The organism is Methylobacterium sp. WL6, from assembly GCF_008040095.1.
Classification (GTDB): Bacteria; Pseudomonadota; Alphaproteobacteria; order Rhizobiales; family Beijerinckiaceae; genus Methylobacterium.
Genome location: NZ_VRVH01000005.1, coordinates 34308 through 58917 on the forward strand (window position 1 = coordinate 34308; position 24610 = coordinate 58917).

19 protein-coding genes and 2 pseudogenes are annotated in these 24610 nt (G+C 66.6%); 8 read left to right on the forward strand and 13 right to left on the reverse strand.

Going from position 1 to position 24610, the window contains the following annotated elements; genetic code table 11:
- Positions 1-40: 40 nt before the first annotated feature.
- On the reverse strand, positions 41-1315 hold the full coding sequence (locus FV230_RS01575; protein ID WP_147840963.1) for an amidohydrolase/deacetylase family metallohydrolase: 1275 nt from the start codon (positions 1313-1315) through the stop codon (positions 41-43).
- A 122-nt stretch (positions 1316-1437) separates the two neighbouring features.
- Between FV230_RS01575 and FV230_RS01580 the strand changes: the two genes are divergently transcribed.
- Positions 1438-1959, forward strand: a complete 522-nt coding sequence (locus tag FV230_RS01580; protein WP_147840964.1) for a MarR family transcriptional regulator — start codon at positions 1438-1440, stop codon at positions 1957-1959.
- A gap of 38 nt (positions 1960-1997) precedes the next feature.
- Here the strand turns inward: FV230_RS01580 and FV230_RS01585 are convergent.
- The 3 genes and pseudogenes from FV230_RS01585 to FV230_RS01595 all read right to left on the reverse strand — a co-directional run bounded on the left by FV230_RS01585 (position 1998) and on the right by FV230_RS01595 (position 4612).
- A pseudogene (locus FV230_RS01585) lies at positions 1998-3157 on the reverse strand (M20 family metallopeptidase).
- A 66-nt stretch (positions 3158-3223) separates the two neighbouring features.
- Positions 3224-3481 (reverse strand): annotated as a pseudogene (locus FV230_RS01590) (class II aldolase/adducin family protein); the annotation flags it as partial.
- A 150-nt stretch (positions 3482-3631) separates the two neighbouring features.
- Complete coding sequence (locus tag FV230_RS01595) at positions 3632-4612, reverse strand: LysR family transcriptional regulator (RefSeq protein WP_147840982.1); 981 nt, start codon at positions 4610-4612, stop codon at positions 3632-3634.
- 100 nt (positions 4613-4712) lie between these two features.
- Here FV230_RS01595 and FV230_RS01600 point away from each other — a divergent pair, with 100 nt between their 5' ends.
- The gene (locus FV230_RS01600; RefSeq protein ID WP_147840966.1) at positions 4713-5456 is read left to right on the forward strand and encodes an SDR family oxidoreductase; all 744 of its coding nucleotides are present in this window, start codon (positions 4713-4715) and stop codon (positions 5454-5456) included.
- A 453-nt stretch (positions 5457-5909) separates the two neighbouring features.
- Here FV230_RS01600 and FV230_RS01605 read toward each other — a convergent pair whose 3' ends face one another.
- The 9 genes from FV230_RS01605 to FV230_RS01645 all read right to left on the reverse strand — a co-directional run bounded on the left by FV230_RS01605 (position 5910) and on the right by FV230_RS01645 (position 15349).
- Positions 5910-6614 (reverse strand): FAD-dependent oxidoreductase, encoded by a 705-nt coding sequence (locus tag FV230_RS01605; protein ID WP_246694682.1) that lies wholly within the window; start codon positions 6612-6614, stop codon positions 5910-5912.
- Positions 6615-7250: 636 nt separating this feature from the next.
- A complete protein-coding gene (locus FV230_RS01610) occupies positions 7251-8732 on the reverse strand; it encodes a PAS domain-containing protein (protein WP_147840967.1) in 1482 nt (493 codons plus the stop codon).
- Positions 8733-9192: 460 nt separating this feature from the next.
- Entirely contained in the window at positions 9193-9375 is a 183-nt protein-coding gene (locus FV230_RS01615) for a hypothetical protein (RefSeq protein ID WP_147840968.1), read from the reverse strand.
- A gap of 564 nt (positions 9376-9939) precedes the next feature.
- On the reverse strand, positions 9940-10692 hold the full coding sequence (locus tag FV230_RS01620; protein WP_147840969.1) for an amino acid ABC transporter ATP-binding protein: 753 nt from the start codon (positions 10690-10692) through the stop codon (positions 9940-9942).
- Between the two features lie 29 nt (positions 10693-10721).
- Complete coding sequence (locus FV230_RS01625; RefSeq protein ID WP_147840970.1) at positions 10722-11570, reverse strand: amino acid ABC transporter permease; 849 nt, start codon at positions 11568-11570, stop codon at positions 10722-10724.
- Complete coding sequence (locus FV230_RS01630) at positions 11567-12313, reverse strand: amino acid ABC transporter permease (RefSeq protein ID WP_147840971.1); 747 nt, start codon at positions 12311-12313, stop codon at positions 11567-11569. Before FV230_RS01630 ends, FV230_RS01625 begins: the two co-directional genes overlap by 4 nt.
- A 40-nt stretch (positions 12314-12353) precedes the next feature.
- Positions 12354-13184, reverse strand: a complete 831-nt coding sequence (locus FV230_RS01635) for a transporter substrate-binding domain-containing protein (protein WP_246694683.1) — start codon at positions 13182-13184, stop codon at positions 12354-12356.
- Between the two features lie 130 nt (positions 13185-13314).
- Complete coding sequence (gene solA / locus FV230_RS01640) at positions 13315-14484, reverse strand: N-methyl-L-tryptophan oxidase (RefSeq protein WP_147840984.1); 1170 nt, start codon at positions 14482-14484, stop codon at positions 13315-13317.
- Positions 14485-14803: 319 nt separating this feature from the next.
- Positions 14804-15349, reverse strand: coding sequence for an XRE family transcriptional regulator (locus FV230_RS01645; protein WP_246686458.1), 546 nt, complete (start codon positions 15347-15349; stop codon positions 14804-14806).
- A 353-nt stretch (positions 15350-15702) separates the two neighbouring features.
- On the opposite strand from FV230_RS01645, the gene FV230_RS01650 reads away from it, so the two are divergent.
- From FV230_RS01650 to FV230_RS01675, 6 genes are all read left to right on the forward strand, one after another.
- The gene (locus FV230_RS01650) at positions 15703-17010 is read left to right on the forward strand and encodes an MFS transporter (protein ID WP_243983876.1); all 1308 of its coding nucleotides are present in this window, start codon (positions 15703-15705) and stop codon (positions 17008-17010) included.
- Between the two features lie 120 nt (positions 17011-17130).
- Positions 17131-17529, forward strand: coding sequence for a Rid family detoxifying hydrolase (locus tag FV230_RS01655; RefSeq protein ID WP_147840973.1), 399 nt, complete (start codon positions 17131-17133; stop codon positions 17527-17529).
- Positions 17526-18095, forward strand: coding sequence for an MOSC domain-containing protein (locus FV230_RS01660; RefSeq protein ID WP_147840974.1), 570 nt, complete (start codon positions 17526-17528; stop codon positions 18093-18095). The genes FV230_RS01655 and FV230_RS01660 overlap by 4 nt, the downstream gene beginning before the upstream one ends.
- Positions 18096-18098: 3 nt before the next feature.
- Entirely contained in the window at positions 18099-19046 is a 948-nt protein-coding gene (locus FV230_RS01665; RefSeq protein ID WP_147840975.1) for a PDR/VanB family oxidoreductase, read from the forward strand.
- A gap of 50 nt (positions 19047-19096) precedes the next feature.
- Positions 19097-20299 (forward strand): Zn-dependent hydrolase, encoded by a 1203-nt coding sequence (locus FV230_RS01670; protein WP_147840976.1) that lies wholly within the window; start codon positions 19097-19099, stop codon positions 20297-20299.
- Between the two features lie 1013 nt (positions 20300-21312).
- Entirely contained in the window at positions 21313-24510 is a 3198-nt protein-coding gene (locus tag FV230_RS01675; RefSeq protein ID WP_147840977.1) for an efflux RND transporter permease subunit, read from the forward strand.
- The last annotated feature ends 100 nt before the right edge of the window (positions 24511-24610 follow it).

Sequence of the window (24610 nt, forward strand, 5' to 3'; positions counted from 1 at the left end):
AGGCGGGCGCCGACGCCCTCACCGAGGATCGGGCGCGCCGTCACGCTGCGATCGCCTGCGGCAGGATCGGTGAATCCGCGTCGAAGCGCTTGCCCGCGCGCAGGCAGAAGGCCGGCTGGAGCAAGCGCTGTGCGATGACCTGCGTGTCCTCGTTGTCGCGCAGGAGAAAGCGGCCGCGATGGTCGTGGAGCACCGACACGTCGGCGGCGAATCCCGGTGTCAGCGCGCCGATCCGGTCGGACAGGCCCAGCATCTCCGCCGGGTGCGAGGTCACCATCGGCACGACCTGCTCCAGGGAGAGGCCGAGCGCCATCATCGAGCTCATCGCTTGGGTCAGGCTGAAGCGCGCCTGACCGAGGAAGGGATGGTTCTCGTCGTCGTGGTGCTCGTCGGGGGTGCCGGCGGGCTTCGGCACCTCGGTGTTGTAGCCGTGCATGTCGGCACCGAGGGTGTAGGGCATCACGCCCGCCGGCAGGGAGGCGCGGGCGACCCGGTAGGAGAAGTGGCTGCCATGGCCGACGTCGACCCGCAGGCCCGCATCCATTGCCGCGCGGATGATCGGGTGGACGACGCCGTCCTCGTTGATGAAGCCGCCCGGATGCCGGGTGAAGGGGTGGGCGAGAAAGTCGCCGGGGCGCAGCAGCGGGATCACCCGCTCCATGATGGTATTGGCATCCTCGCCATTGGCACCGCTCTCGGGCAGGCCCCAGAGCTGACCGAAATGCACGTAGAGCGGCAGGTCGGAGCGGCGGCTGATCTCGGCGGCCATCTCCATGACCTTGATGCCCCAGCGGGCGAACCCCCCGATCTCGGCATGGCCCTTGATGCCGCGCACGAGGTCGCGGTTCTCGGTGGCCGACTTGACCGTCGCCTCGATGTCGACGCCGTCGGGGCTGTAGAGGTTCGGGTAGAAGTGCCCTTCGAGGCCGCCCACGAGGTAGGCGGAGAGGAAGGCGTAGACCCGCGTCTCGGCTTTCTCCGCGACGAAGTGGCGGAAGCCCGGCAGTGTCATGCAGGAGGGGCCGCCCTGATCGATCACCGTGGTCACGCCGGAGCGCACGCCGACCATGTCGGGCGGCAAACCGAAGCGGCCGGTGACGTACTGGTAGACGTGGCCGTGGGTGTCGATCATGCCCGGCAGCACCAACTTGCCGGAGACGTCGATCACCTCGGTCGCTGCCGACGGGACGACGGACTCAGCGACCGCCGCGATGCGCCCGTCTCGGATCGCCACGTCGCGGATGCCGTCGATGCCGGAGACCGGGCAGATCATGCGTCCGCCGCGCAGGAGCAGATCGAAACGGGGATCGTCCATGGGACTGCCTCATCGTCGGAGCGCCGGTCGGGCCGACGCTCTGGTGTATCGAAAAGCGAAGTGTGCTTCGTAATTGTCGGTATGCAGTCCGCGTGCCAGACTGGTTCGGAGGATGGATTGCGATGGACGACAGGATTGCCGACGACAGGGCCGGCGACCACGAGGAGACGGATGCCGCGGCGGCCGCCGCACGCACCTGGCCGCTGACCGAGCGCCCCGGCTTCCTCGCGCGGCGCCTCCACCAGATCCACGTGAGCCTGTTTTCCGAGCGCTGCGCTGCGTTTCGGATCACACCGCTGCAATACAGCCTGCTGTCGCTTCTGCGGGATCTCGAGGAGGCCGACCAGACGACGCTGGCCAACGCCGTCGCGCTTGACCGCACGACCACGACGGGCGCGTTGAAGCGGCTCGCCATCCGCGGGCTGGTCAGCCGTTCGACCTCCTTGGCGGATCGCCGGGCGCAGGTCTGTCGCATCACCGCGGAGGGCAAAGCGCTCCATGCGGCGATGGAGCACGCCGCCCACGAGGCCCATGCCCTGACGATCTCGGCGCTCGCCCCTAAGGATCAGGACCTTCTGGTCGGACTCCTGAGGCGCGCCGTGGCGGGCCACGATCATCGGCGAGGCCACCTCGATCTTGGGTAGTCCAGGCCGGCCGATCGCCGGCCCGACAGGCGCGGCCGCTAAGCTTCCATGATCGTCACGGCCAGCGCGCGGGCACGCGGGACGAGGCTCTCCACCTCCCGGTACTCCTCCGGGGAATGGGCCCGGCCGCCGACGGGTCCGACCGCACAGTGAGTCGGGCAGCCGACGCTGGCGGTGAATCCGGAATCGGCGCAGCCGCCCGTGAACGCGCCCGAGACCGTCGCGCCGTAGCGCACGCTCGCTCCGGCATAGGCCTCGAACAGGGCGCGCGAGGCCGCATCCTGCAGCGGCAGGAATTCCCCGCGGATCGTCAAAGCGGCCGAGGCGCCGGGAAGCATGGCCTCGGTTACGATCGCCGCGATGCGTGCCATGGCTGCTTCGCGATCCTCCGGGCGGACGTAGCGCAGGTCCATCTCGCAGGTGGCGAGCGGCGCGACCGTGTTGACCGACTGGCCGCCCGAGACGAGTCCGACGTTCACGGTGGTGCCGCGTTCGAGGTCGGTGATCGCATGCAGCGCGATCGTCTTGTGGGCGAGTTCGCCGATGGCGCTGGTCCCGCCCGCGGGGTCGGCGCCGGAATAGACAGCCTTGCCATGCACCGTCGACGCCATGAACACGCCGCCCTTGCGGCCCGTCACCACATCGCCCGACGGACGCCCCGGCTCCGAATTCAGCACCGCGCGCGCGCCGCGCGTCGTCTCCTCGATGATCGGGCGGCAGGCCGGCGACGCGGTCTCCTCGTCGCTGGTGAACAGGCCGACGAGCGGAGACGGTGCCCCGCCCACCCGTTGGAAGGCGGCGAGGCGGAAGGCGTTCATCGCGAGCCCGGCCTTCATGTCGGCGACGCCCGGGCCGTAGGCGCGACCATTCGAGACCCGGAACGGCCGCCGCGCGGCCTCGCCGGTCGAGAACACCGTGTCGCGGTGCCCCATCAGCACCGCCGGCCGATTGGCGGCTCCGCGCCCGGCCACGTGGGCCTTCAGCGCATCGCCGTATCCTGCGATCGGGATCGTGGCGACGGACACACCATGCTCGGCGAGAACCCACCGATCCGGGCAGCGACGGCATCGACGCCGGCCTCCTCGTAGGAATTGGAATCGATGTTCACGAGAACCGCGAGCAGGGCCAGCATCGCGGCCTCCCGTGCTTCGAGCCAGCGGACCGTGTCGGCGCCTCTGTCGGACAGCGCAACTCCCATCGGGCTGCCCCGGCACTTGGGACGGATGGATCCGCCGCCGGCCGTGCCTTCGTTCCTTCCGCCGCGTCAGTCCCGGTACGCCGGCTCCTCGCGATCCAGGATTCTCCGGATCGCGGACAGGGGCAGGCGGGCGGATTCGGGATCGCCGGCGCGCATCTGGCGGGCCGTGGCTTCGGCGATCGCGGGATCCACGGGAATGACCTGGCGCCCGGTCGAGAGCGCCAGGGTCTGCACCTCGGCAGCCCGCTCGAGATCGTAGAGGTCGTCCCAGGCTTCCGCGATGGTCGGCCCCAGGACCATCACCCCGTGATGCTTCATGAAGAGGCAACCGAACCTTGATCTTGCTTCCGGAAGAAGACCTTCCGTCAGCGACTCGAGCCGGTCGCTTCGTGTCCGGCGAAGGCTCCCCGCAAGTGGATCGCTATCGAGCGCGATGGCCTTGCCGTCAGCCTTCGAGCTCGGTCGCCATCGAGCTTAGACGGGCTTACCAACACGATCCTGGGACATGCGGCCCACATGAGCTGCCACTGTCACGTCCCAGGGCGCCGGGGTTCGAAAGATTTCGCCGAGGAAGGTCAGGAACGCCTTCACGTTTGGATTGCCCCGGCGGCTCTCCGGCCACAGGGCGATCATTGCGTGGCGGTCCACGGAATACTCATGCAGGATCGGGATGAGTTCGCCGCGTTCGACGAAGGGAGCCGCCAGATAGGTCGGCGAGATGCCGATGCCGCCACCCGCGACGAGGGCGGATGCAACGGCGTCGCTGTTGTCGGTGACGATGCCGGCGTTGGGTACGATCTCCAGAATGCGATCCCCGGCTCGAAAAGGCCAGCGTAGCGCTTGGCCAGTGCTCTGGAAGCGAAAGTTCACGCAGTCGTGGTCCACGAGTTCGTCCGGATGCCGCGGGGTTCCGCGCCGGACCAAATAGGCCGGGGATGCGAATGCGCAGACACGGTGTGGCGCCAGCGTTCGAGCGATCAGTCGGCTGTCTCCGAGATCCCCGACGCGGATGGCGACGTCGATGCCGTCCGCGATCAGGTCGGCAAAGCCATCGCCGAGGCGCAGGTCCACCATCAGCTTCGGGTAGCGCTCACGGAAACGGGGCAGTGCCGGAGCAATCAGGTGCAGCCCTACCGGCAACGGCGCCGTGACCTTCAAGGTCCCGGCCGGTTCCGAGCGGGCCGCCACCGCCATCTGCTCGATCTCCTCGGCATCGCGTAGCAGGCGAAGCGCTCGCTCGTGCAGGTCGCGTCCTTCCGAAGTGAGCGTGAGCGACCGGGTGGTTCGGTGGAAGAGGCGCAGACCAAGATGCTGCTCTAGGCGCTGGACGCTTTTGCTCACCGCGGAGGGCGAGATCGAGAGCGCGCGCGCTGCCGCGGTATAGCTCCCCAGCGAGCCGGCACGAGCGAATGCGATGAGGCCGGTGAGCCGGTCGAGCCCAATTTGTGCCGTCATGGCGTAACTGAACCGCCATGCGGCAGAATTATCAAGCCCAAAGCGAAGATCTAGGTTTTGGTCCCCGGCGACCGACGCCTGGAGCACGAGGATCAGGACCATGAACGACATCAGCTCGCTTGCGGCTTCCACCCTTCAAGATCGCACCGTCGTCATCTTCGGTGGCACCTCCGGCATCGGTTTGGCCTCCGCGATCCAGGCCAAGGCCGCGGGCGCCAAGGTCATCGTCGTCGGGTTCAACCCTGAGGGCGCGGAGCGGGTCGCGACGGAGAACGGCTTCAATGGCTGGCGTGCGGCCGACGTGACCAAGCCCGAGACCATCGCACAGGCCCTCGTGGACATCCCGCACGTGGACCACCTCGTCCTCCTCGCCGGCACCTTCGTCGCCGGCAAGGTCCTGGATGCCGAGGTCGAGTACTTGAAGCGCGCCTTCGACGAGCGGATCTGGGCGGCCGTCCATACCCTACGGACGCTCGGTGAACGCCTCGCTTCCGATGGCTCCGTGACCTTCATCTCGGGAGCGCTGGCGGATCGCCCGAGCGCCCAGGGAACGGCAGTGCTCGCCGCCGCCTCGGCCGCGATGGAGGCTTTTGCCCGGGGTCTGGCGCTGGAACTCGCGCCGATACGCGTGAATACGCTCTCACCCGGCACCACGGACACGCCGCTTCTCTCCCATACGCTGGGCACGCATCGCGACGCCTACGTCGCCGCCCTCACCGAGAAGCTCCCCCAGCGTCGTCTCGGCACGGCGGAGGAGGCTGGTGCAGCGGTCGTCTTCCTTATGAGCAACGGCTTCATGAACGGCGAGACCCTCCACATCGACGGCGGCGCACGGCTGGTCTGACCGCCCGGCCAAACCTCGCCGAAGTCTGCCTGCCGAAAGTCGTTGCCCGAACGAAGGTCTGCTTCATAGCTTGAGTTCCCCGAAGCGGATCAACCCCCAATCCATTCGACCTGGACGGAGGTCATCCTCCACCAAGCTACCGAGAAGCGGACCTCCCCAGGGTCCGGAAGGGTCGAGAGCGGAACGTCCGAGGCGGCTAGGTTTCCGCAAGTCTACTCTTGGAACGCAGACCCGAGAAACCGGACGTGAGCGCGGAATGCGACGCATGTCGGCTTTTCGCCCATTCCGATCGGTCGTGAACGCCGGACGGCATTCGACCGCCGATGCCCTGGGGGCGCGGCGGTCCGCGCGGCACGAAAGGACGGAGGGCCGGCGCCACGCCGACCCGGCGGCTTGATCCCTGAACCTAGCGCCTGACCTTGCCGCGGTTCGCGATCGGTTGCCGGACAGCCGCTAGGCAGCCTCGCGCGCAAGGGTGGGCAGGTCCGCCCCGGCCTCGATCTCGGCCGCCGAGGGAAGACTTCCGAGGCCGAGCAAGTGCAGGAAGGCGGTGAAGGCACTGTTGCGGCCGATGCTGCAGGCGGCGGTCACTCTGTCGCCGGTGACGTAATAGGCGATGAAGTCGAGGGCGGCGGGGTCGCCCTGAACGATGATCCGGTCGAAACCTTTGGCGTATCCACCGTAATCGAGCCGCTTGTCGCCCTGGTTGCTCCAGAAGAATGGAGCACCTGCGAACACGCCGCTTCGGCCGAGGATGGCATGGGCCACATGGGTGCCGTGCTGCTGCGCGAGACGCCAATGCTCGATCCGTGCGGTCTCGCCGCTCGCCCTCTCCGGGAAAGCGGCGATATCGCCTGCGATCCAGACGCCGTCCGCGAGCTTGAGGTCCCCGCCGACCTCGAGACCGCCGCCCTCGCCGGGCTCGACGCCTGCGATCAGGCTGCTTTCCGGATCTGCACCTGCGCCGACGAGAACGATGTCGGCCGGGAGGCGCCGTCCGTCCTTCGTCTCGACAGCTTCGACAGGACTGATGCCAGTGATCCTGACGACGGAGCCGGTCTCGAACGTGACGCCGTTGTCGGCATGGTACTGCTTCAGCGCTGCGCCCACCGCCTCGCCGAAGCGCTTGGCGAAGGGCACCTCCTCGCGCGCCAGCACGGTTACGGACAGCCGGCGGCGACGATACTGACGATGCCCCATTTGCGCCGAGCTACGCCTTCCGAACGCGCCGCATGAGCGGCGATGGCGGATGAGGCGTAGATGCCGACGCTGCATACGACTGCGGCCAACAGCAACAGCTGCTCGTCGTGGAAGTCTCGAACGCAAGTCACAATCGAATGCATGTCGACTTCACTGGTGATATCAGAGTCGGAAGTGTCCGGTGATCAGAGGTGGCCATCGCACCTGGCTGCGGTGGCTTTACTCGCGCCTTTTTATGGTTGCGCCTTTAGGTGTGGACCGAGCAGAGTTTTGCCGTGTCGGATCAGGAGCTCGACTTCCGCTAGGGCTCGCACGGAGATGTCTTTCAGGTCGTCGGTGGAGGGACCAAAGCTCGCGTGCATCTGCAACGAAGACGTCCAAAATCTTTCGATGCCCGATCGTAATGTCTCCCGTCGAGCGCGTAGGCCTTGGAGCAGCAAGCGAACCGGCACTGCGTTGGTGGATCCGTTTTCCTGATCGGCATCCACGATCGTATCACGTGCGCTTGAGCCGACGACCGACCGCGTCGGCTTGGACCATCGGACAAGAGAAGCGAACTCAGCGCTCATCTCGTCCGCGCCTGGGACGACGTCTCTAGACAGCCGCTCGTGATGCCTGGCGAACCTTTCGGGTGGCTTGATCGACCTGCTCGCTTGCCCGGGCGATGTCCTCCATGCTTCCGGCGATCGTCGTCACCCCGTGGGCGGCCGTATGCATGCTTCCCGACATCTCCCGGGTCACGGCGGACTGTTCCTCCACAGCAGCGGCGATGGCGCCCGACACCTCATCGAGCGAGCGTATCGTTCCCTGGATGGAGCCGATGGCATCCACGGCTTCGCGTGCGGCGGCCTGTGTGGCGGAGATCTGCTCACGGATCTGGTCGGTCGCCTTGGCGGTCTGCTCAGCCAACGCCTTCACCTCGGAGGCGACCACCGCGAAACCTTTCCCGGCCATGCCGGCGCGCGCTGCTTCGATGGTCGCGTTCAAGGCCAAGAGGTTGGTCTGCGCGGCGATGCCCTGGATCAGTGTCACCACGTCGCCGATCTGCGCCGCCTGGCCGCTCAGCCCGGCGACGATGCTGCCCGTGCGCTGTGCCTGCTCGACCGCCTGGGCGGCCATCCGCGCGGCATGGCTCACCTGCTGGCTGATTTCGCCGACCGAAGCCGATAACTCCTCCGCGCCCGAGGCGACGCACTGGATGTCGTTGGACACCTGCCCCACCGTGCCGGCGGTCTCGGCCGTCTGACGGGTGACGTTCTCGACGGCTTGGCCGATCGCGTCGAGATCGGTGCCGATCGCCTGCTGCGCTTCGGCGCGACGCTGCCGCTCGTGCACCTGGGCCGTGATGTCGGTCGCGAACTTCACCACCTTGATCGGAACCCCATCGCGATCACGGATCGGATTGTATGTTGCCTGGATCCAGACCTCACGCCCCCCCTTGGCGATCCGCCGGAACTCGCCCGACATGAACTCGCCGCGTCCCAGCTCAGCCCAGAAGTTGCGATAAGCCTCCCCCGTCCGTTCGTCCGCATCGACGAACATGCTGTGCCGCTGCCCGCGGATCTCATCGAGCCGGTAGCCGACGGCAGCGAGGAAGTTGGCGTTGGCCGTCAGGACGGTGCCGTCGAGAGAGAACTCGATCACCGCCTGCGAGCGGTTGAGGGCAGCAAGCTGGCCTTCATGGTCGATCGCGCGCTGAACCTGCGAGGTGATGTCGGACGCGAACTTGACGATCTTGCGAACGCGGCCGGCGCGGTCCAGCACCGGATTATAGGTCGCCTGAATCCAGATCGCACGACCATTGTTGGCAATGCGCTTGAACTCGCAGGTCTGGGACTCCCCTTTGCGCAATGCGTCCCAGAACGCGTGATAGGCCGGCGCGTCGCGCTCTGCCGGCGTGACGAGCTTGCGGTGGTTCTGCCCCTTCAGTTCCGCCAGCGTGTAGCCAACGAGGCCGAGGAAATTCGCATTGGCATCGAGGATCGTGCCATCGGGGGCGAACGCGATGCGGGCGCGCGAGCGGTCGATGGCCTCGAACAGCGCACGGAAAGAGCTATCGAACAAGCGCACCAACAGACTCCCAGCCGGAGGGTCTACGACCTCTTCGACTTGAATTGTAATTCTTGCCGTAAATTATAGATTAATTTCTCGATCAAACTGCCTATTTGTCGCATATGCGGGATATTGGATTACAATCTAGGGGCCGGCTGGAATCACTGGAGATATGGTGGGGCCCCCTGTGGGATTTGCCCTTTTCGCGCGTATCCGCTTCTTCCAACCCGTCCCATGCGAACTTCAAGTTGGCCGCGTTCCATCAATCGCCGTCCGCGCCCCTGACACATCAGCGCCCCGCCGCCTTATCAACAGCGCCAAGCGGACCGCCGCGCGACATTTCCAGCTTTGCGCAAAGGAAAGCGCTCGAGAGCATGCCGGCAGCAATCCACCGAAGCTGAATAAACACGCGGATGCTGGTGACCGCGTAGAAAGATCATCTCCGACGTCCTCGATAGAAAGCGCTGCAGGCACCATTCAGAGCCTAGCGAACCCGCGACGCCGCAGTGATCGGCCCGAACTCGGTGCCCAGGAGGGTGACGGCGTACGACACGCGTGCCCCCGCCCCTTGGCCGCCCTGCGCGAACGCGTCGGCGAGCCCGACGATATCCAGCGTCTGGGACAGCCGAGGTGCCACCAGGCCGACGGTCACGACTCTGGCGTCCATCGGAAGTCCTGCCGCCGGATGTGACGCGGCACTTCCCGCGCGGCCTGGCTTCTCAAGTGTATGACCGATTCGCACAATCAATCGCCGCGCGGTCCGGAGCCGGACTTGTGCTTCTTCCTCACTACATCGGGCGCAGAGACCCGATGTTGAGAACGACTGAACTCGGACCCGTGCCGCCTGGCAAGGACGTCTTCCTGCTCACCCGTAGCCGCGACAGGAAGGATTTGTCGCTTTGCACCGTCGCTCCTGAGATGGCCATCATGTGTGCGCAGGATCATGCTCTATGTTCAGGCTAATGCTCTATTTCTATGAAGACAAGTTCGCACATCAGCATGTTGTCAGCGACAAATATCCGGATGCCCGCAATGCCAGCCATCTAACCCGGAAAATGCCGCTCCGCTTTCGGCCATTTCCTGCCGCCCACGACAACGGGGGCTTACGTCCGCTTTCCGGCAGCCACGATGTCGTCTCGAACGGATGGGTTGGGCCGCAAGCCGCCGATCACCTTCCTATCGGGTAGGGGGGCGATGCCAAGAGTTTGTCTGCCTCTACTCGGATAGGCTCTCAAAGAACTTGCGATAGGAATCGTCGTGTGCGCGGGTCGACAGCGGACGAGAACAGCGACTCGGGCGGCCCGTGCTCGACGATCACACCGCGATCGGTGAAGTAGACGTGGTCGGCGACCTCGCGGGCGAAGTTCATCTCGTGTGTGACGAGGATGCAAGTCATGCCCTCCTCGGCGAGTTCGCGGATGGTGACCAGCACCTCCTTGACCGTCTCCGGGTCGAGCGCGGCTGTGACCTCGTCGAACAGCATCACGTCAGGCCGCATTGCGAGCGAGCGGGCGATGGCCACCCGCTGCTGCTGCCCTCCCGACATCTCGCCCGGATAGGCCGCTTCCTTGCCGGCGAGCCGGACCTTGGCGAGGAGGGCGTGCGCCCGGACCTCGACCTCGCGCCTGTCCTGGCCGAGCACGTGGATCGGCGCCATCATAACGTTTTCCAGCGCCCTCTTGTGCGGAAACAGGTTGTACTGCTGGAACACCATGCCGACCTTGCGCCGCAGGGCGAGCTTGTCGAGCTTCGGGTCGGCCACCTCGATCCCATCGACCCGGATCGTGCCGGAGGTGAGCGGTACGAGAGCGTTGATGCAGCGGATCAGCGTCGACTTGCCCGAACCCGACGGTCCGATAATGCAGACGACCTCACCCCGGCGCACGGCGAAGCTGATGCCCTTGAGGACCTCGGCCTCGCCGAAGGACTTGTGCACGTCGAGCAACTGCACGATCGGCAGATCGGCGGGCGGAACACTCAGCATCGGGGACGCACCATCGGACACGCGAGGCCTCACGCCGTCTCGAAGCGCCGCTCGAGGCGCGCGGTCAACCGGTCGATCGGGTAGCAGTAGAGGAAGAAGCACAGCAGGGCGAAGCCGTAGAGGGGCGCGAACAGCTCCGGCCGGCCTCCTTCCGCCGCGTGTACCTGCGCCGTCAGCGTCAGCATCTCGGTGACGCCCACGATCGAGGCCTGAACCGTGGCCATGGCAATCAGGGCGTAGACGTTCATCCAAGGCGGCAGCATCCGCTTCAGGCATTGAGGCAGGATGATGCGGAACAGCGTCTGGCGCCGGGTGAAGGCCAGGGACTCGGCTGCCTCCCACTGGGTGGCCGGCACCGAGCGCACGGCGCCGCGCACGATCTCGGCGACGTTGGCCATCACCGGAAGCGCGAACCCCACGGTCGCCTTGATCCAGTCGGGCAGCGGCACCCGCACGCCGAGCACCGTGACCTGGAACGGCACAAGAAACATGACGAAGAACAGCAGCACCAGCCAGGGCACGTTGCGGAAGAACTGCGTCAGGGCCCAGGCGATGCGGCGCAGGATCGGGCCCTCGCTCAAGAGGCCGAGCCCCAGCCCGACGCCCGCGGCCGTGCCGAGAAGCATCGCGATGAGCGAGATCGCGACGTTGAAGGCAAAGCCCGTCAGCAGCAGCGGCGCCCAGCGCAGGACGACCTGGAACGGCGACAGCACCGCGTCCGGCCCCTGCGCGAAGGCCGGCGCCACGAGGACGAGCCCGGCGAGCCCGGCCCCGAGGAGCCCGGCCCGGACCGGCCCTACGGCGAACCGAGCCCGCGTGCGCGAGACCCGGAACGGCAGCAGCACCGGCAGGTCGCTCGCGGTCTGCGGCGGCCTCACCGGCTGTAGCCCGGGATTTGCAGAGCCCGCTCCCAGCGATGCATGATCCAGACGAGGACGCCGACGAGGACCGCGTAGGTCGCCAGCAGCACCATCATCATCTCCAGCACGTTCTGCGACTCCGACCAGATCTGCTTCACCGCGTAGAGTGTCTCGGGTACGGCGATGGCGTAGGCCAGGGTTGTGGTCTTCAGGAGGTTGATCAGGTTGTTGTTCAGGGCCGGCAGGCAGACCCGGAGGGCGAGCGGCAGCACGACGTAGAGGTAGGCCTTGCGTCGGGTGTAGCCGAGGGACTCGGCCGCCTCGACGGTGGTGCGCGGCACCGCCTCGATGCCCGAGCGGAAGATCTCGACGTTGAAGGCCCCGGCGAACAGGGCCAGCGAGACGATGGCCCATTGCACGTTGTCGAGGAGGGGTACGCGCAAACCGTCGGCGGTTCGGGCCGCCGGCAGCAGGGTGCCGAGCCCGAAATAGAAGAAAAAGATCTGCACCAGCGGCGGCGTGTTGCGGAACACGACGACGAAGCCGTTCACGACGCTGCACAGGAAGCGGGACGGGCCACCCTGGATGAATGCCCCCACGGCGCCGATGACGAGGCTCACCAGGATCGTCGTCACCGTGAGCAGCAGGGTGATCTTCAGACCGTTGACGTAGCGATGCCAGTCGTAGGGGTCGTAGAAGACCGTCAAGTTGAAGCCCGTGGTCTCGTAGAGGGACCGGAACCAGTTCGGAACGGCGTCCATCGTGTTCCTCAAGACGGCCCGTCGAACGGCCAAGCGCGGCTCAGTTGGTCGCGTTCTTGTACTTCTCGTGCATCGCCTTCGAGTATTCCGTCGGCTCGATCCCCCACTTCTTCTCCTCCTCGACGACGAAGCCGGACTTCATCCAGTCCTTGGTCGTCGTCTCCAAAAGGGCCTGCAGCGAGCTGTTGCCGAGCGCTACGGCCATCATCCAGGGGGCGTCGAGGATGCCCTTCAGCGGCAGGGCGTAGTCAGCCTTCCAGTCTGCGTCGAGAAGCTTACCCTGCAGCATGCTCTGGTCGTAGACGTAGCCGACGCAATTGCCCTGCTTGAGCGCGAAGAGCGGCTTCTCGGAACCGTCGAAGGCGACGATCTCAGCGCCGTAGGAGCGGGCCACGTCCTTGTTGTACCAGGCTCCAGAGGTGGCGCAGAGAGGCTTTCCCTTGAGCTGCGCCCAGTCGGTGATGCCGGCGTTCTTCGGCAGCATCACGTTGACGAAGTCAGAATAGTATTGCGGGTCGATCGCCTGCACTACGCGGCGTCGCTCCGGTTTGTCCGAGAGCGTGGCGATGAGGAGATCGACCTTGCCCTGCTGCAGGAACTCGATCCGGTTCGAAGAGACCACCGGCACGAGTTCCAGCTTCACACCAAGACGCTTGGCGACGTCGGCGGCGAGGTCCGGTTCCAACCCGATGATCGCCCCGCTCGGATCTCGGAAGCCGAAGGGGCGGTAATCCGCCTTCACACCGACGACGAGCGTCCCACGTTGCTTGATCGCCTCGATCCCGTCCGCCGCGATCGCCGAGGAGGCGGAAAGCAAGGCGGCGGCCGCGAGCAGGCGAGAGCCGAGGAACGCCGAAGTCCGCATGCGCATGGAACGATACCTTGTGCTTGGTAAATCCGGGTCACCGGAGAGGAGACCAGGGCTCGACGAGCGCTTTTCGGGGAGACTGCCGTTTCCGGTTAAACCGGGTCAAGCAATCCATAGGCCATCGCTCCGGGGATCAGCCGAACCGCGCGAGCGAGTACGGCGCGAGATCGATGCGGCCGTCGGCCCGAACCATCTCGTTCGCCACGGCCTCGCCGATCCCCGCCGAGTGCTTGAAACCGTGCCCGGAGCAGGCCGAGACAACCAGGACCCGGTCCATCCGCGGGTGGCGGTCGATGATGAAGCCGCGGTCGGGCGTCACGGTGTAGAGGCAAGCGGCGGCCTGGGTCACCCGTGCCGTCGCACCGGCGAGCCGGCCCGCCACGTGATGCTGGTACATGGCGGCGGATTCGTCAGAACTTACGGTGCGATCGAGGGCTTCGGCCGGCGTGGCAATCTCGTACTGCTCGGTGGCAACCTTGACTTGGGCCTCGCCCGGCAGGGGCGGGAAGCCGTAGAGGTAGTCCGTGTCGCCGGCGCCGTGCATCCAGATGAAGACCGGCGCGCCGGGGCCGTAGGCCGAGGCGTCGTCGAGGGCGTACCAGTGCAGGAGTTGCCGGTTAACCGTAAGCAGGTCCGTGAAAGGTGCGCCGAGAAGAGGCGCGGTCCAGGTCCCGGCCGCAACCACCACCTGATCGGCCAGGACGACGCCGTGGTCGGTCTCGATGCGGACCCCGCCCGGTTCCTGGAGAATCGAACGCACCGTCGTCCCGGTTCGGATTGCTGCGCCGAGTTCGCCGGCTCGGCGCAGTTGCGCGGCGATGCAGCGTTCGGGGCGCACGTAGCCGCCGCCCGGCTCGTGATAGGCCTTCTCGTCGCCGGTGAGATTCCGGAATTGCGGGAAGCGGCGCGCGACCTCGTGCCCGTCGAGGACCTCGTGGGGAATCGCAAAGGCTTGCGCGGCGTCGATCGAGCGTCCGACGAAATCCGGCTTGCCGTGATGGGAGGAGATTCCGCTGCCCGGCCCCATCACCAGGGCGCCGCAGGCGGTCAGCAGCGTCTCGCCGGTCTCCGCTTCCAGGGCCCGCCAGATCCGGTGCGAGGCCAGGACGAAGGGGACGTAGTCGCGGCCCTCGCCGACGGCCTGACGGGTGATGCGGCTCTCGCCGTGGCTCGATCCCAGAGTGTGCGGCGGGGCGAAGCGATCGATCCCGACCGCCTTCGCCCCGCGCAGCCTCAACTGATAGAGGGCTGCGCTACCCATGGCCCCGAGGCCCACGACGGCAATGTCAAAACGGTCTTCCATCCTTGGAGGCGCTCCGTCCGCACTCGAGCCGCTCTGTGCTTCGCTTGAGGGCAAATCCATTGCGAGGCGATGCGTCTGGCCGCATGGTACGCCCAACGCGCCGATGGGGCGGCAGCTGCCGGGTCGCTCCACCGCTGAACCGAGCGGGGATCGGCTCATCCACCGTGGAGGCGGCGGGCGCCTAGCAGTATCGTCCGGTGCGACATCGGCCTGCCGCACCAACACGCTTTCAGGAAACGGACGGACTGTCGCTCACGCCGGCCGGTTACGCCGAACCTAAACGTCGCATGCGAAAACCCGGGCGTCCGACACCGGCTCGCTACCGAGCGCGGGACGGATCGATCACCAGGATATACTCGCAGGGCTCCTTGCCGAGACTCGTGAAGGCGTGCCCGGCATCGGCTTCGAAGTACAGGCTATCCCCCGTCTCGGCGACGACGGTCCGATCGCCGATCACGGCGCGCAGGCGGCCGCGCAGGATGTAGATGTATTCCGAAACGCCGGGGCGATGGGCGGTAAACTCGCCTGTGCTGCCACCGGGCGGCAGGGTGTTCAGCACCAGATCGATGCCTCGGCCCGGCAGGACCGGGGACAGGCACCGGCGTAGGAAGCCCGACTCGTCATCCCGCAGCACGGGCTGCCGGCGCGCCGGAATCAGCAGCACCTCGCGTTCGGTCGTGGGTGACATCAGGCGCGAGAAGGTCACCCCGAGCGCCTCGGCCAAGCGCGAGAGCACGACAGTCGACGGGACCGCCTCGGCTCTCTCGATCTTCGAAATCATCGAGCGGCTCACGCCGGACCGCGTCGCCAGCGCCTCCAGAGACAGGTGAAGCTCCCTGCGGCGGCGACGGATCTCCTCGGACACGTAAATCTGAGAACTCGTCTCCGTCCCGCTCTGCCCCGGGGCGACCATCTCCCTCACCGACATGCCGTCATCCACTCCCATCCTTCCGGTACCCCGGCAGCATGGCCGTGCGGGTCAGCTTTGCCCCTGAATAGTTGATCAGCGGGACGTTTGCACGAGCCCCGCGCCCCGGTGTTCCGACCCTCGCAGCCCCCCGGGCATCGTCGCCCGAGATGTCGCGCTCCTGCGCCACCGTCCTGCCGCGTCCTCGCCGAAAGATCCACACTCAGCTGGCATGCCGATTGCCTCCACGTGAGTGGAAATTTCTCCAAGTCGGTGGAGGGCTGAACATCATGGCCAGTGCGGCGATCGCGATGGAGGCGGAATCCGGTCTCGACCAGAATGAGAGCTCGCGCGCGGACCAACGACAGATCGTCTGGTCGAGCGTGATCGGCACGACCGTCGAATGGTACGACTTCCTGATCTACGGCACGGCCAGTGCCTTGGTGTTCAACAAGCTTTTCTTCCCGAGCATTGATCCCGTCGTCGGGACCATCGCGGCTTTCGGCTCCTATGCGGTCGGTTTCCTTGCTCGCCCCTTGGGCGGCGCCGTCTTCGGCCATTTCGGCGACAGGATCGGCCGCAAGGCCATGCTGTCCCTGACGATCATGATCATGGGCCTCGGCACCTTCCTGATCGGCTGCCTTCCGACCTATGCGCAGATCGGCGTCTGGGCGCCGATCCTCCTCGTCGCCCTTCGGCTGGTTCAGGGTATCGGGATCGGCGGGGAATGGGGCGGTGCGGTCCTGATGGTGGTCGAGAGCGTACCGGCGCATCGGCGCGGCTTCTTCGGGAGCATCGTTCAACTCGGCTATCCCCTGGGCGTGATCCTCTCCATCGGAGCCTTCGCCTTGGCCGGGCTCATGCCCGAGGCCGAGTTCCTTGGCTGGGGCTGGCGCCTGCCGTTCCTGGCCAGCGCCTTCCTCGTCGCTGTCGGGCTCTTCATCCGGCTTCGTCTGCATGAGACACCTTCCTTCCAGCGCGTGAAGCAGCGTGCCGCCGTCGCGAAGATCCCGGTGGTCGAAATCCTCACCGAGCATCCCCGCACCTTCCTGAAGGCTGTCGGCCTGAAGGTGTCGGAGATCGCCTATGTCAGCATCGTCACGGTGTTCTCGATTTCCTACGTGACGGGGCAACTCGGCCTGCCTCGTAGCGTCATTCTGAACGGCATCCTCGTCGCGGCCATCATCGAGCTCTTCACGATCCCGGTCTTCGGATGGCTCTCGGACCGCTTCGGCCGGCGCGCCCTGTTCGTGGCCGCGTGCCTGTTCTCGATCGTCTTCGCCTTCCCACTATTTCAGCTTCTCGACACCCGAAACCCGACCATCATCACACTGACCGTCGCGGTAGCCCTGAGCTTCGGCCAGGGCATCATGTTCGGTACGGGGGCGGCCTGGATGTCGGAACTGTTCGACGCACGCCTGCGCTACAGCGGTGCCTCGCTCGGCTTTCAGGTCGGGGCTGCCCTCAGCGGTGGCTTCACGCCACTCATCGCCGCAGCCCTACTGACCTGGAGCAGCGGTGCGACCTGGCCGATCTCGATCTACCTGATCGTGCTGGCCTGCGTGACCCTGACTGCCGCGTTCCTTTCGCCAGAGACCGCGCGGCGTCAGATCGATTGAGCGGCCGGACCCGGGTGGTTTTTGACACAGCGGGAAACCGCCACCCACAACTCCTTCACAGTGGATAATTTTCTAGTATCGTAGATGGATTCTGGAGCCTGTCGGCTTCGAGGAGGATGGATGAATAGGACGATCATCAAGACGGACAAAGCTGCTCCGGCGGCCGGTCCCTACGCCCAGGCGACCCGTGTCGGCGATCTGGTCTTCGCTTCCGGGCAGCTCCCGATCGACCCGGAAACGGGTGGATTTCCCGACGGCATCGCGGCGCAGACGCGCGCCTCGCTGGCCAATCTCGCAGCGGTTCTAGAGGCGGGTGGCGCGAGTCTGGCGAGCGTGGCCAAGACCACCGTGTTTCTGAAGGACATGAACGACTTCAGCGCCATGAATGCCGTCTATGCGGAGCACTTCCCTGGCGATGCCCCGGCGCGCTCGACGATCGAAGTCGCACGGCTGCCCCGCGACGCCATGGTCGAGATCGAAGCCATCGCCCTCGCGACCCGGCCGGAGACCACCCGATGACGGACGCATCGGCTCCCCGCATGGTTGAGGCGTTCTCGCACCCAGCCGGCGCGATCGCAGTCGGCGTCCCCGGCGGAGCCGTGGGATGGCAGGGCGTCCTGCTCAACATCCATACGGCTTCAGCAGCGAGCTACGAGATGGAGGAGCATACCGAGGCCCGGTGCGTGGCCGGACGCGGCATCGAGGGCGACCGCTACTATCTCGGTTCCGGCACCTATTCGCCCAAGCCGGATACCCGCGAGGTGACTCTGATCGAGCAGGAGGCGCTGGATGCGATCAACCGAAACGACCCGCCCCTGCAGAGTGGCCCCATGCACATCGCGCCCATCGATCACCGCCGCAACCTTACCGTCCGCGGCGTTCCCCTGAACCACCTCGTGGGACGACGCTTTCGCGTCGGTGAGGTGATCTTGCGCGGCGGACGGCTGAACTTCCCCTGCAGATACCTTGAGGAACTCCTCGGCCAGCCTGTCTATCTGCCGCTGTACAACCGCTCGGGCCTGAATTGCGGGATCGAGCGAGGCGGCATCATTCGCGTCGGCGATACGATCGAGATGGTAGACTAGCTCGTGAGCGCGCGCCTGATCATGAAGTTGCAGGTTGCGGCGGCCGTCGCGACGACGTCCGACGTCTTGCATCTCACCCTGGTTCATCCGCGTCGGCCGGAACTCCCATCCTGGACAGCGGGTGCCCATATCGATCTGCGGCTCCTCGACGGCCGCGTGCGCCAGTACTCGCTCTGCGGCGATCCTGCCGAGCGCGGCCGATACGAGATCGCGGTCAAGCGCGAGGATGCGGGTCGCGGAGGTTCGACCTGGGTGCACGGCAACCTCACCGCGGGTTCGGTTGCTGACGTTTCCGCGCCTCGCAACAACTTTCCACTCGCCCCCGCTGCACGCCGCCACATCCTCGTTGCGGGTGGGATCGGCGTAACGCCGCTCCTCGCCATGGCGCGGACACTTGCCAACGAGGAGGCTGACTTCGATCTGCATTTCTGCGCACGCTCCGCGGCCGACGCGCCCCTTCTCGCACCTGTCCGCGCAGTCTGCGGTGATCGCCTTCAGCACTGGTTCTCCGATCAAGGACAGCGCTTCGATCCAGCACGGCTGGGTGGCTCTGCTGCGGACACCCACGTCTACGCTTGTGGCCCGCGGCGCCTCACCGAGGCCGTCCAGGCTGTTCTTGGCAAGAAGGGCTGGCCGCCGGAGCAGGTCCATGTCGAGCATTTCGCCGCCCTTTCGGACGAGACCTCCAAGCCCGAGCCGTTCGAGGCGCACATCGCATCGACAGGCGCCCTGCTTCACGTGCCAGCGGATCGTTCCCTCCTCGACGTCCTGCGGGAGCACGGCATCTCTCAGCCCGCCTCGTGCGAACTCGGGGTCTGTGGCGCCTGCGAGTGCGGCTATCGCGACGGTACGGTGATCCATCGCGATGTCGTTCTCTCGGTCGGGAAACGGCGGGATCGAATGACGCCATGCGTCTCGCGTGCTCGGGGCGGCGTGACCCTCGATCTCTGAGAGAGGGTGGGGCGATGACCACCGAACGCGATCATTCGCATGGACCGAGCATGACCGAGATCGATACCGAAACGTTTCTGGCCGACCTGTACGAATTGCGCGAGATCGGCCGGTTCCGCACCGGCGTCCACCGGCCGACCTTCTCGCTTGAGGATATGCAGGCGCGCCGCTGGCTGATGACCCGGCTCGAAGAATGCGGTCTTGAGGCGTCGATCGACGGCATCGGCAACGTGCTCGGTCGTCATCGCGGCCCGGGACCCCACCTCTTGGTCGGCAGCCACATCGAGACCCAGAACGAGGCCGGCTGGCTCGACGGGGCGCTCGGCGTCGTCGCCGGGCTGGCGCTGGCGAGGGCCGGGCTGCCCGTCGACGTCGTCGCCTTCGCCGACGAGGAGGGGCACTTTTCCGGCGGCTTCCTGGGAAGCCGCTCGGCGATCGGTGATCTGACGGAGGGTGAGATCGACGCCGCCTGCAACCGCACAGACGGCACGCCCCTGCGGATGGCCCTCGAATCCGCAGGGCTCGCGGGCCTTTCCCGGATGCAGCTGGATCCCGCCCGCTACCGTGGCTTCCTGGAACTGCATATCGAGCAGGGCACGCAGCTCGAAGCCGCCGGCCAGCATCTCGGCGTGGTCAGCGGCATCGTGGCGATCTGGCAGTTTCAGATCCTATTCGAAGGCAACCAGGACCATGCCGGCGGCACCACAATGATCGAGCGCAGGGATGCCGGGCTCTCGGCGGTACGCCTCCTTGCGGCGGCCGACCGGGAATTTCCGAAGGTCTGCGGCCCGCGCAGCACCTGGACGACAGGACGGATCACCCTGGATCCCGGCGGCTACAGCATCATCCCGGGCCGGGCCGAGGTGGCCTTCCAGTTCCGAGACGTGTCGATTCCAGTGCTGGAGCGGATGGAGGCTTGCCTCGAAGCGCTGGTGCGCGAGTCGAACCGGCGGGAGCGTTGCACCGCCACGCTCACGGCCCTCTCGAAGGCGATCCCCGCCCCGTGCGACCCGAACCTGATGCGTGCCCTTTCGGAAGCGGCCGAACAGGTCTGCCCCGGCCGCTGGCAGGTGATGCCCTCGGGGGCCGGACACGACGCACAGAACGTGGCCCGCATCCTGCCGGCCGCCATGCTGTTCGTCCCATCGATCGGCGGTATCAGCCATCACTGGGCAGAGGATACCTGCGACGCAGACCTAGTTTCCGGCGTGCGCGCCCTTGGAGTGGCGGCGAAGCAGGTCCTCGCCAAGTGATTTCGCCCACCGTTTCTGGAAGCCCCCGTCAAGACTCCAGCCGCTGACCCGTCCTGATGTTTAGGCAATGACGTCGATGATCGGCGATAGAACCAGCTCGGACTGACCGACGCGGTGCCGTGCGAGCGCCTGCGACGCGCGGTTATGGCCGTATTCATGCAGGATCGCGTCGACCTGATCCCCGTCGGGCTGGAGATGGTGGCGTGGCGGCTACCTGAGGCTGGACGATGTGCGTGCGGCGCTCGTGATCCATGACGAGGTTCAGGAAGGCGTTTTCGCAGAAGCCTTCGCCGATGGCCGCTGGTCAGCGCGTACCGTTGCCGTGCCCCAGGCCGGGGGAGACCGATGGCGGAACGTCAGGCCGGGCCAAGCCCCTGTTGACGCGAGCGCTGCCGGGTTGGAAGCGATCGGCTGCCGGACCATCCGGATCCGGCGGCCGGGACGGGGGGCAACGCCAGGAGGATGGCCTGGTTTTGGACATCACAGGGTGGGATGTCGGGCGACAATCCGGGCCGGCTGCCGGTTGGGCAGCAACTCCGATGGCGGAAATGGCGTTCACCGTCCGAAAACCGTGGTGCGGTCTCATCGACCAATAAACGTCCGCCCGGTCTCGCTCCAGACCGCGGCGTCTACCGCATCGAACGATGAGCCGCCGGTCCGGCACCCGTGTCGTCCGAGATCCGCTGTGAATTCAAAGCGGGTGTGGGTCAGTCCCACCGCGCCCTCATTCAAGAGAAAGCTCGGGTTGCCGCAGCGGCAGCTTAAATCGTCAGGTCGCATTCATCGCTCGGCGTGCCATAAAAGTACGCTACGAATCGTATTCAGTGCCGTCAACGACAGCAGAGTTGACTGCACTGACCATCAATAGAGGATTGTATCTCCTTGTTTCTGGTGGCCTCGCGCGCGTGACGTCATCAAATTGCCGCACTGGCCCGATGAATGCATGATGCGATATGCTTCTGTACGCGGCCGTCGAGCCCCGCCCAACGGATTGATCGAGGCGAATTCAAGGTATGGCGGCGATCGTCCGACTGGCCCTGCTGCGGCCCTACACCTTCGTCGTGATGTCGATCCTGATCCTGATCTTCGGGGTCATGGCGATCGTGCGCACCCCGACCGACATCTTCCCCCGGATCGGCATCCCGGTGATCAGCGTCGTCTGGCAGTACACCGGGTTGCAGCCCGACGACATGGCGGGACGCATCGTATCGGTGTTCGAGCGCTCGCTGACCACCACGGTCAACGACATCGAGCACATCGAGTCGCAATCGGTCCCGGGCTACGGGATCGTGAAGATCTACTTCCAGCCCGGCGTCGACATCACCGCAGCCCAGGCGCAGGTCACCTCCATCTCGCAGACGCAGCTCAAGCAGCTGCCGCCGGGCGTCACGCCGCCCCTGATGCTCGCCTACAACGCGTCGAGCGTGCCGATCATCCAGCTCGCCCTGTCCAGCGACAGCCTCTCGCAGACGGCGCTCAACGACCTCGCGCAGAACTTCATCCGGCCTCAGCTCACCACGATCCCCGGGGCGCAGCTGCCCTACGCCTACGGCGGCGCCGCGCGCCAGGTGCAGATCGATCTCGACCAGTCGGCGCTGCACGCCCACGGCCTGTCGGCGGCCGACGTCGGCGCGGCCTTGGCCCGGCAGAACCTGATCAATCCGGTGGGCACCCAGAAGATCGGGAGCTTCGAGTGGATCGTCGACCTCAACGATTCACCCAAGAGCATCGAGGCGTTCAACGACCTGCCGGTCAAGGTCGTGGACGGCGCCGTGGTCTTCATGCGCGACGTCGCACACGTGCGCAACGGCTCGCCGCCCCAGACCAACGTCGTCCAGCTCGACGGCAAGAAGGGCGTGCTGATGTCGATCCTCAAGATCGGCAACGCCTCGACCTTGGACATCATCGCCGACGTCAAGGCGCGCCTGCCCGCCATCCAGGCGGGCCTGCCGACGGGCGTCGACCTCAAGTACGTGGCCGACCAGTCGGGCTTCGTGCGCGAGTCCGTGGTGGCGGTGGTGCGCGAGGGGGTCATCGCCGCCGCGCTGACCGGCCTGATGATCCTGGTCTTCCTGGGCAGCTGGCGCTCGACGCTGATCATCACCGTGTCGATCCCGCTCGCCGTGCTGTGCTCGCTGATCGCGCTCTCGGCGCTCGGGCAGACCATCAACGTGATGACGCTCGGCGGGCTCGCGCTGGCCGTCGGCATCCTCGTCGACGACGCGACCGTGACCATCGAGAACATCAACCGGCACATGGAAGAGTTCGGCGAGGACATCGTCACCGCGATCACCCGCGGGGCGCAGGAGATCATGCCGCCGGCCACCGTCGCCCTGTTCTGCATCTGCATCGCCTTCGTGCCGCTGCTGGCGTTGGGCGGCGTGGCGGGCTTCCTGTTCCGGCCGCTGGCGATGGCGGTGGTATTTGCGATGATCGCGTCCTACGCGCTCACCTATACCCTGGTGCCGACGCTGGCGCGCTACCTGCTGACCGAGCACGCCCACGGGCAGGATCCGGCGAACAAGCCCGGCCCCTTCGCCCGGTTTCAGCGAGGCTTCGAGCGCCGCTTCGAGGCCCTGCGGCAGGCCTATCTCGGGCTGCTCGGCTTGGCGCTGTCGCGCCGGAAGTCGTTCGCTGTCGGCTTCCTCACGGTGGTCGGCCTGTCGTTCGGCCTCGTCCCCTATCTCGGGCGGGACTTCTTCCCGGACGTGGATGCAGGGGCGCTCCGCATCCACCTGCGGGCCCCGACGGGCACGCGCATCGAGGAGATGACGGCACTGACCGGGCGGGTCGAGGGACGGCTGCGCGCGCTGATTCCGCCGGAACGGGTGGCCAGCGTCGTCAACAACATCGGCCTTCCGATCAGCGGCATCAACATTTCCTATGGCAACAGCGGCACCATCGGCACCTTCGACGCCGACATGCTGGTGACCCTCGACGAGACCAGTGGCGGCAGCGAGGGCGGCCCATCGACCGCGGCGCTGACTCGGCAGCTGCGTGAGCGCCTGCCGCAGGATTTTCCCGGCGTGACCTTCGCCTTCCTGCCCGCCGACATCGTCAGCCAGATCCTGAACTTCGGCTCCCCCGCCGCGCTGGATGTCCAGGTGGCCAGCCGCGACATCGCGGGGGGCCGCGCCTACGCCAACATGCTCCTGGCCCGGGTCCGCCGCGTAGCCGGGGTCGCGGACGCCCGCATCCAGGAGCAGGCGCGCAACCCGGCGCTGCGGGTCGATTTCGATCGCGCGCTCGCCGGGGTCGTCGGCCTGACCGAGGGCGACGCGGCCGCGAGCCTCCAGGCGACGCTGTCGGGCAGCACGCAGACCGCTCCGACCTACTGGCTCGACCCGCGCAACGGCGTGTCCTACCCGGTCTCCGTCCAGACGCCGCAGTATTCGATCGACACGCTGGGCGCGCTCAACAACCTGCCGATCACCGCCGCCCGCTCGGAGCAGCTCCTGGGGGGCTTGGCGACGATCCGCCCCGAGCCGCTCAGCGCGGTGGCGACCGACTACAACATCGCCCCCACCGTCAACATCCTGGCCACGACGCAGGACCGCGATCTCGGCGGCGTCACCGCGGACATCCAGGGGGCGATCGACGCGACGCGGGCCGACCTGCCGAAGGGGGCGACCGTCACGGTGCGCGGGCAGGCGGTGACCATGGCGCAGGCCTACCAGCAGCTGCTCGTGGGCCTCGCCTTCGCGATCGTGCTCATCTACCTGCTCATCGTCGTCAACTTCCAGTCCTGGGTCGACCCGTTCGTCATCGTGACGGCGCTGCCGGCGGCGCTCGCCGGCATCGTGTGGATGCTGTTCGCCACGCACACCCACGTTTCGGTGCCGGCGCTGACGGGGGCGATCATGTGCATGGGCGTGGCGACCGCCAACTCGATCCTGGTCATCAGCTTCGCCCGCGAGCAGCTCGACGCGGGACGCACGGCGATGGAGGCCGCGCTGGCGGCCGGGGCGACGCGGCTGCGGCCTGTGATGATGACCGCGCTGGCGATGATGATCGGCATGGCGCCGATGGCGATCGAGCCGGGCCAGAACGCCCCGCTCGGCCGCGCCGTGATCGGCGGATTGCTGTTCGCCACGCTCGCGACCCTGTTCTTCGTGCCGGTGGTCTTCGGCATCGTGCATGGGCGGCCGCGCCGCGCCGCGGCCCGGCGCGAAGACGCTTCCCCCCAGCTCCTCTCGTCCCCATCGGCCTGAGCGCAGATCCCGCATGCACCCGACCCAACACGCCAAATCCGACGACGCCGCGCACGCGAGCGCCGAGCCCGCAGTCGCGTCGCCCCGCACGCCGTCGGGG

Coding starts and splice junctions, on each gene's coding strand:
- FV230_RS01600 (WP_147840966.1), top strand. CDS start 4,713: ATGAACGACATCAGCTCGCTTGCGGCTTCCACCCTTCAAGATCGCACC.
- FV230_RS01655 (WP_147840973.1), top strand. CDS start 17,131: ATGAATAGGACGATCATCAAGACGGACAAAGCTGCTCCGGCGGCCGGT.
- FV230_RS01630 (WP_147840971.1), bottom strand. CDS start 12,313: ATGGACGCCGTTCCGAACTGGTTCCGGTCCCTCTACGAGACCACGGGC.
- FV230_RS01660 (WP_147840974.1), top strand. CDS start 17,526: ATGACGGACGCATCGGCTCCCCGCATGGTTGAGGCGTTCTCGCACCCA.
- FV230_RS01635 (WP_246694683.1), bottom strand. CDS start 13,184: ATGCGCATGCGGACTTCGGCGTTCCTCGGCTCTCGCCTGCTCGCGGCC.
- FV230_RS01675 (WP_147840977.1), top strand. CDS start 21,313: ATGGCGGCGATCGTCCGACTGGCCCTGCTGCGGCCCTACACCTTCGTC.
- solA (WP_147840984.1), bottom strand. CDS start 14,484: ATGGAAGACCGTTTTGACATTGCCGTCGTGGGCCTCGGGGCCATGGGT.
- FV230_RS01595 (WP_147840982.1), bottom strand. CDS start 4,612: ATGACGGCACAAATTGGGCTCGACCGGCTCACCGGCCTCATCGCATTC.
- FV230_RS01575 (WP_147840963.1), bottom strand. CDS start 1,315: ATGGACGATCCCCGTTTCGATCTGCTCCTGCGCGGCGGACGCATGATC.
- FV230_RS01620 (WP_147840969.1), bottom strand. CDS start 10,692: ATGCTGAGTGTTCCGCCCGCCGATCTGCCGATCGTGCAGTTGCTCGAC.
- FV230_RS01580 (WP_147840964.1), top strand. CDS start 1,438: ATGGACGACAGGATTGCCGACGACAGGGCCGGCGACCACGAGGAGACG.
- FV230_RS01615 (WP_147840968.1), bottom strand. CDS start 9,375: ATGGACGCCAGAGTCGTGACCGTCGGCCTGGTGGCACCTCGGCTGTCC.
- FV230_RS01670 (WP_147840976.1), top strand. CDS start 19,097: ATGACCGAGATCGATACCGAAACGTTTCTGGCCGACCTGTACGAATTG.
- FV230_RS01650 (WP_243983876.1), top strand. CDS start 15,703: ATGGAGGCGGAATCCGGTCTCGACCAGAATGAGAGCTCGCGCGCGGAC.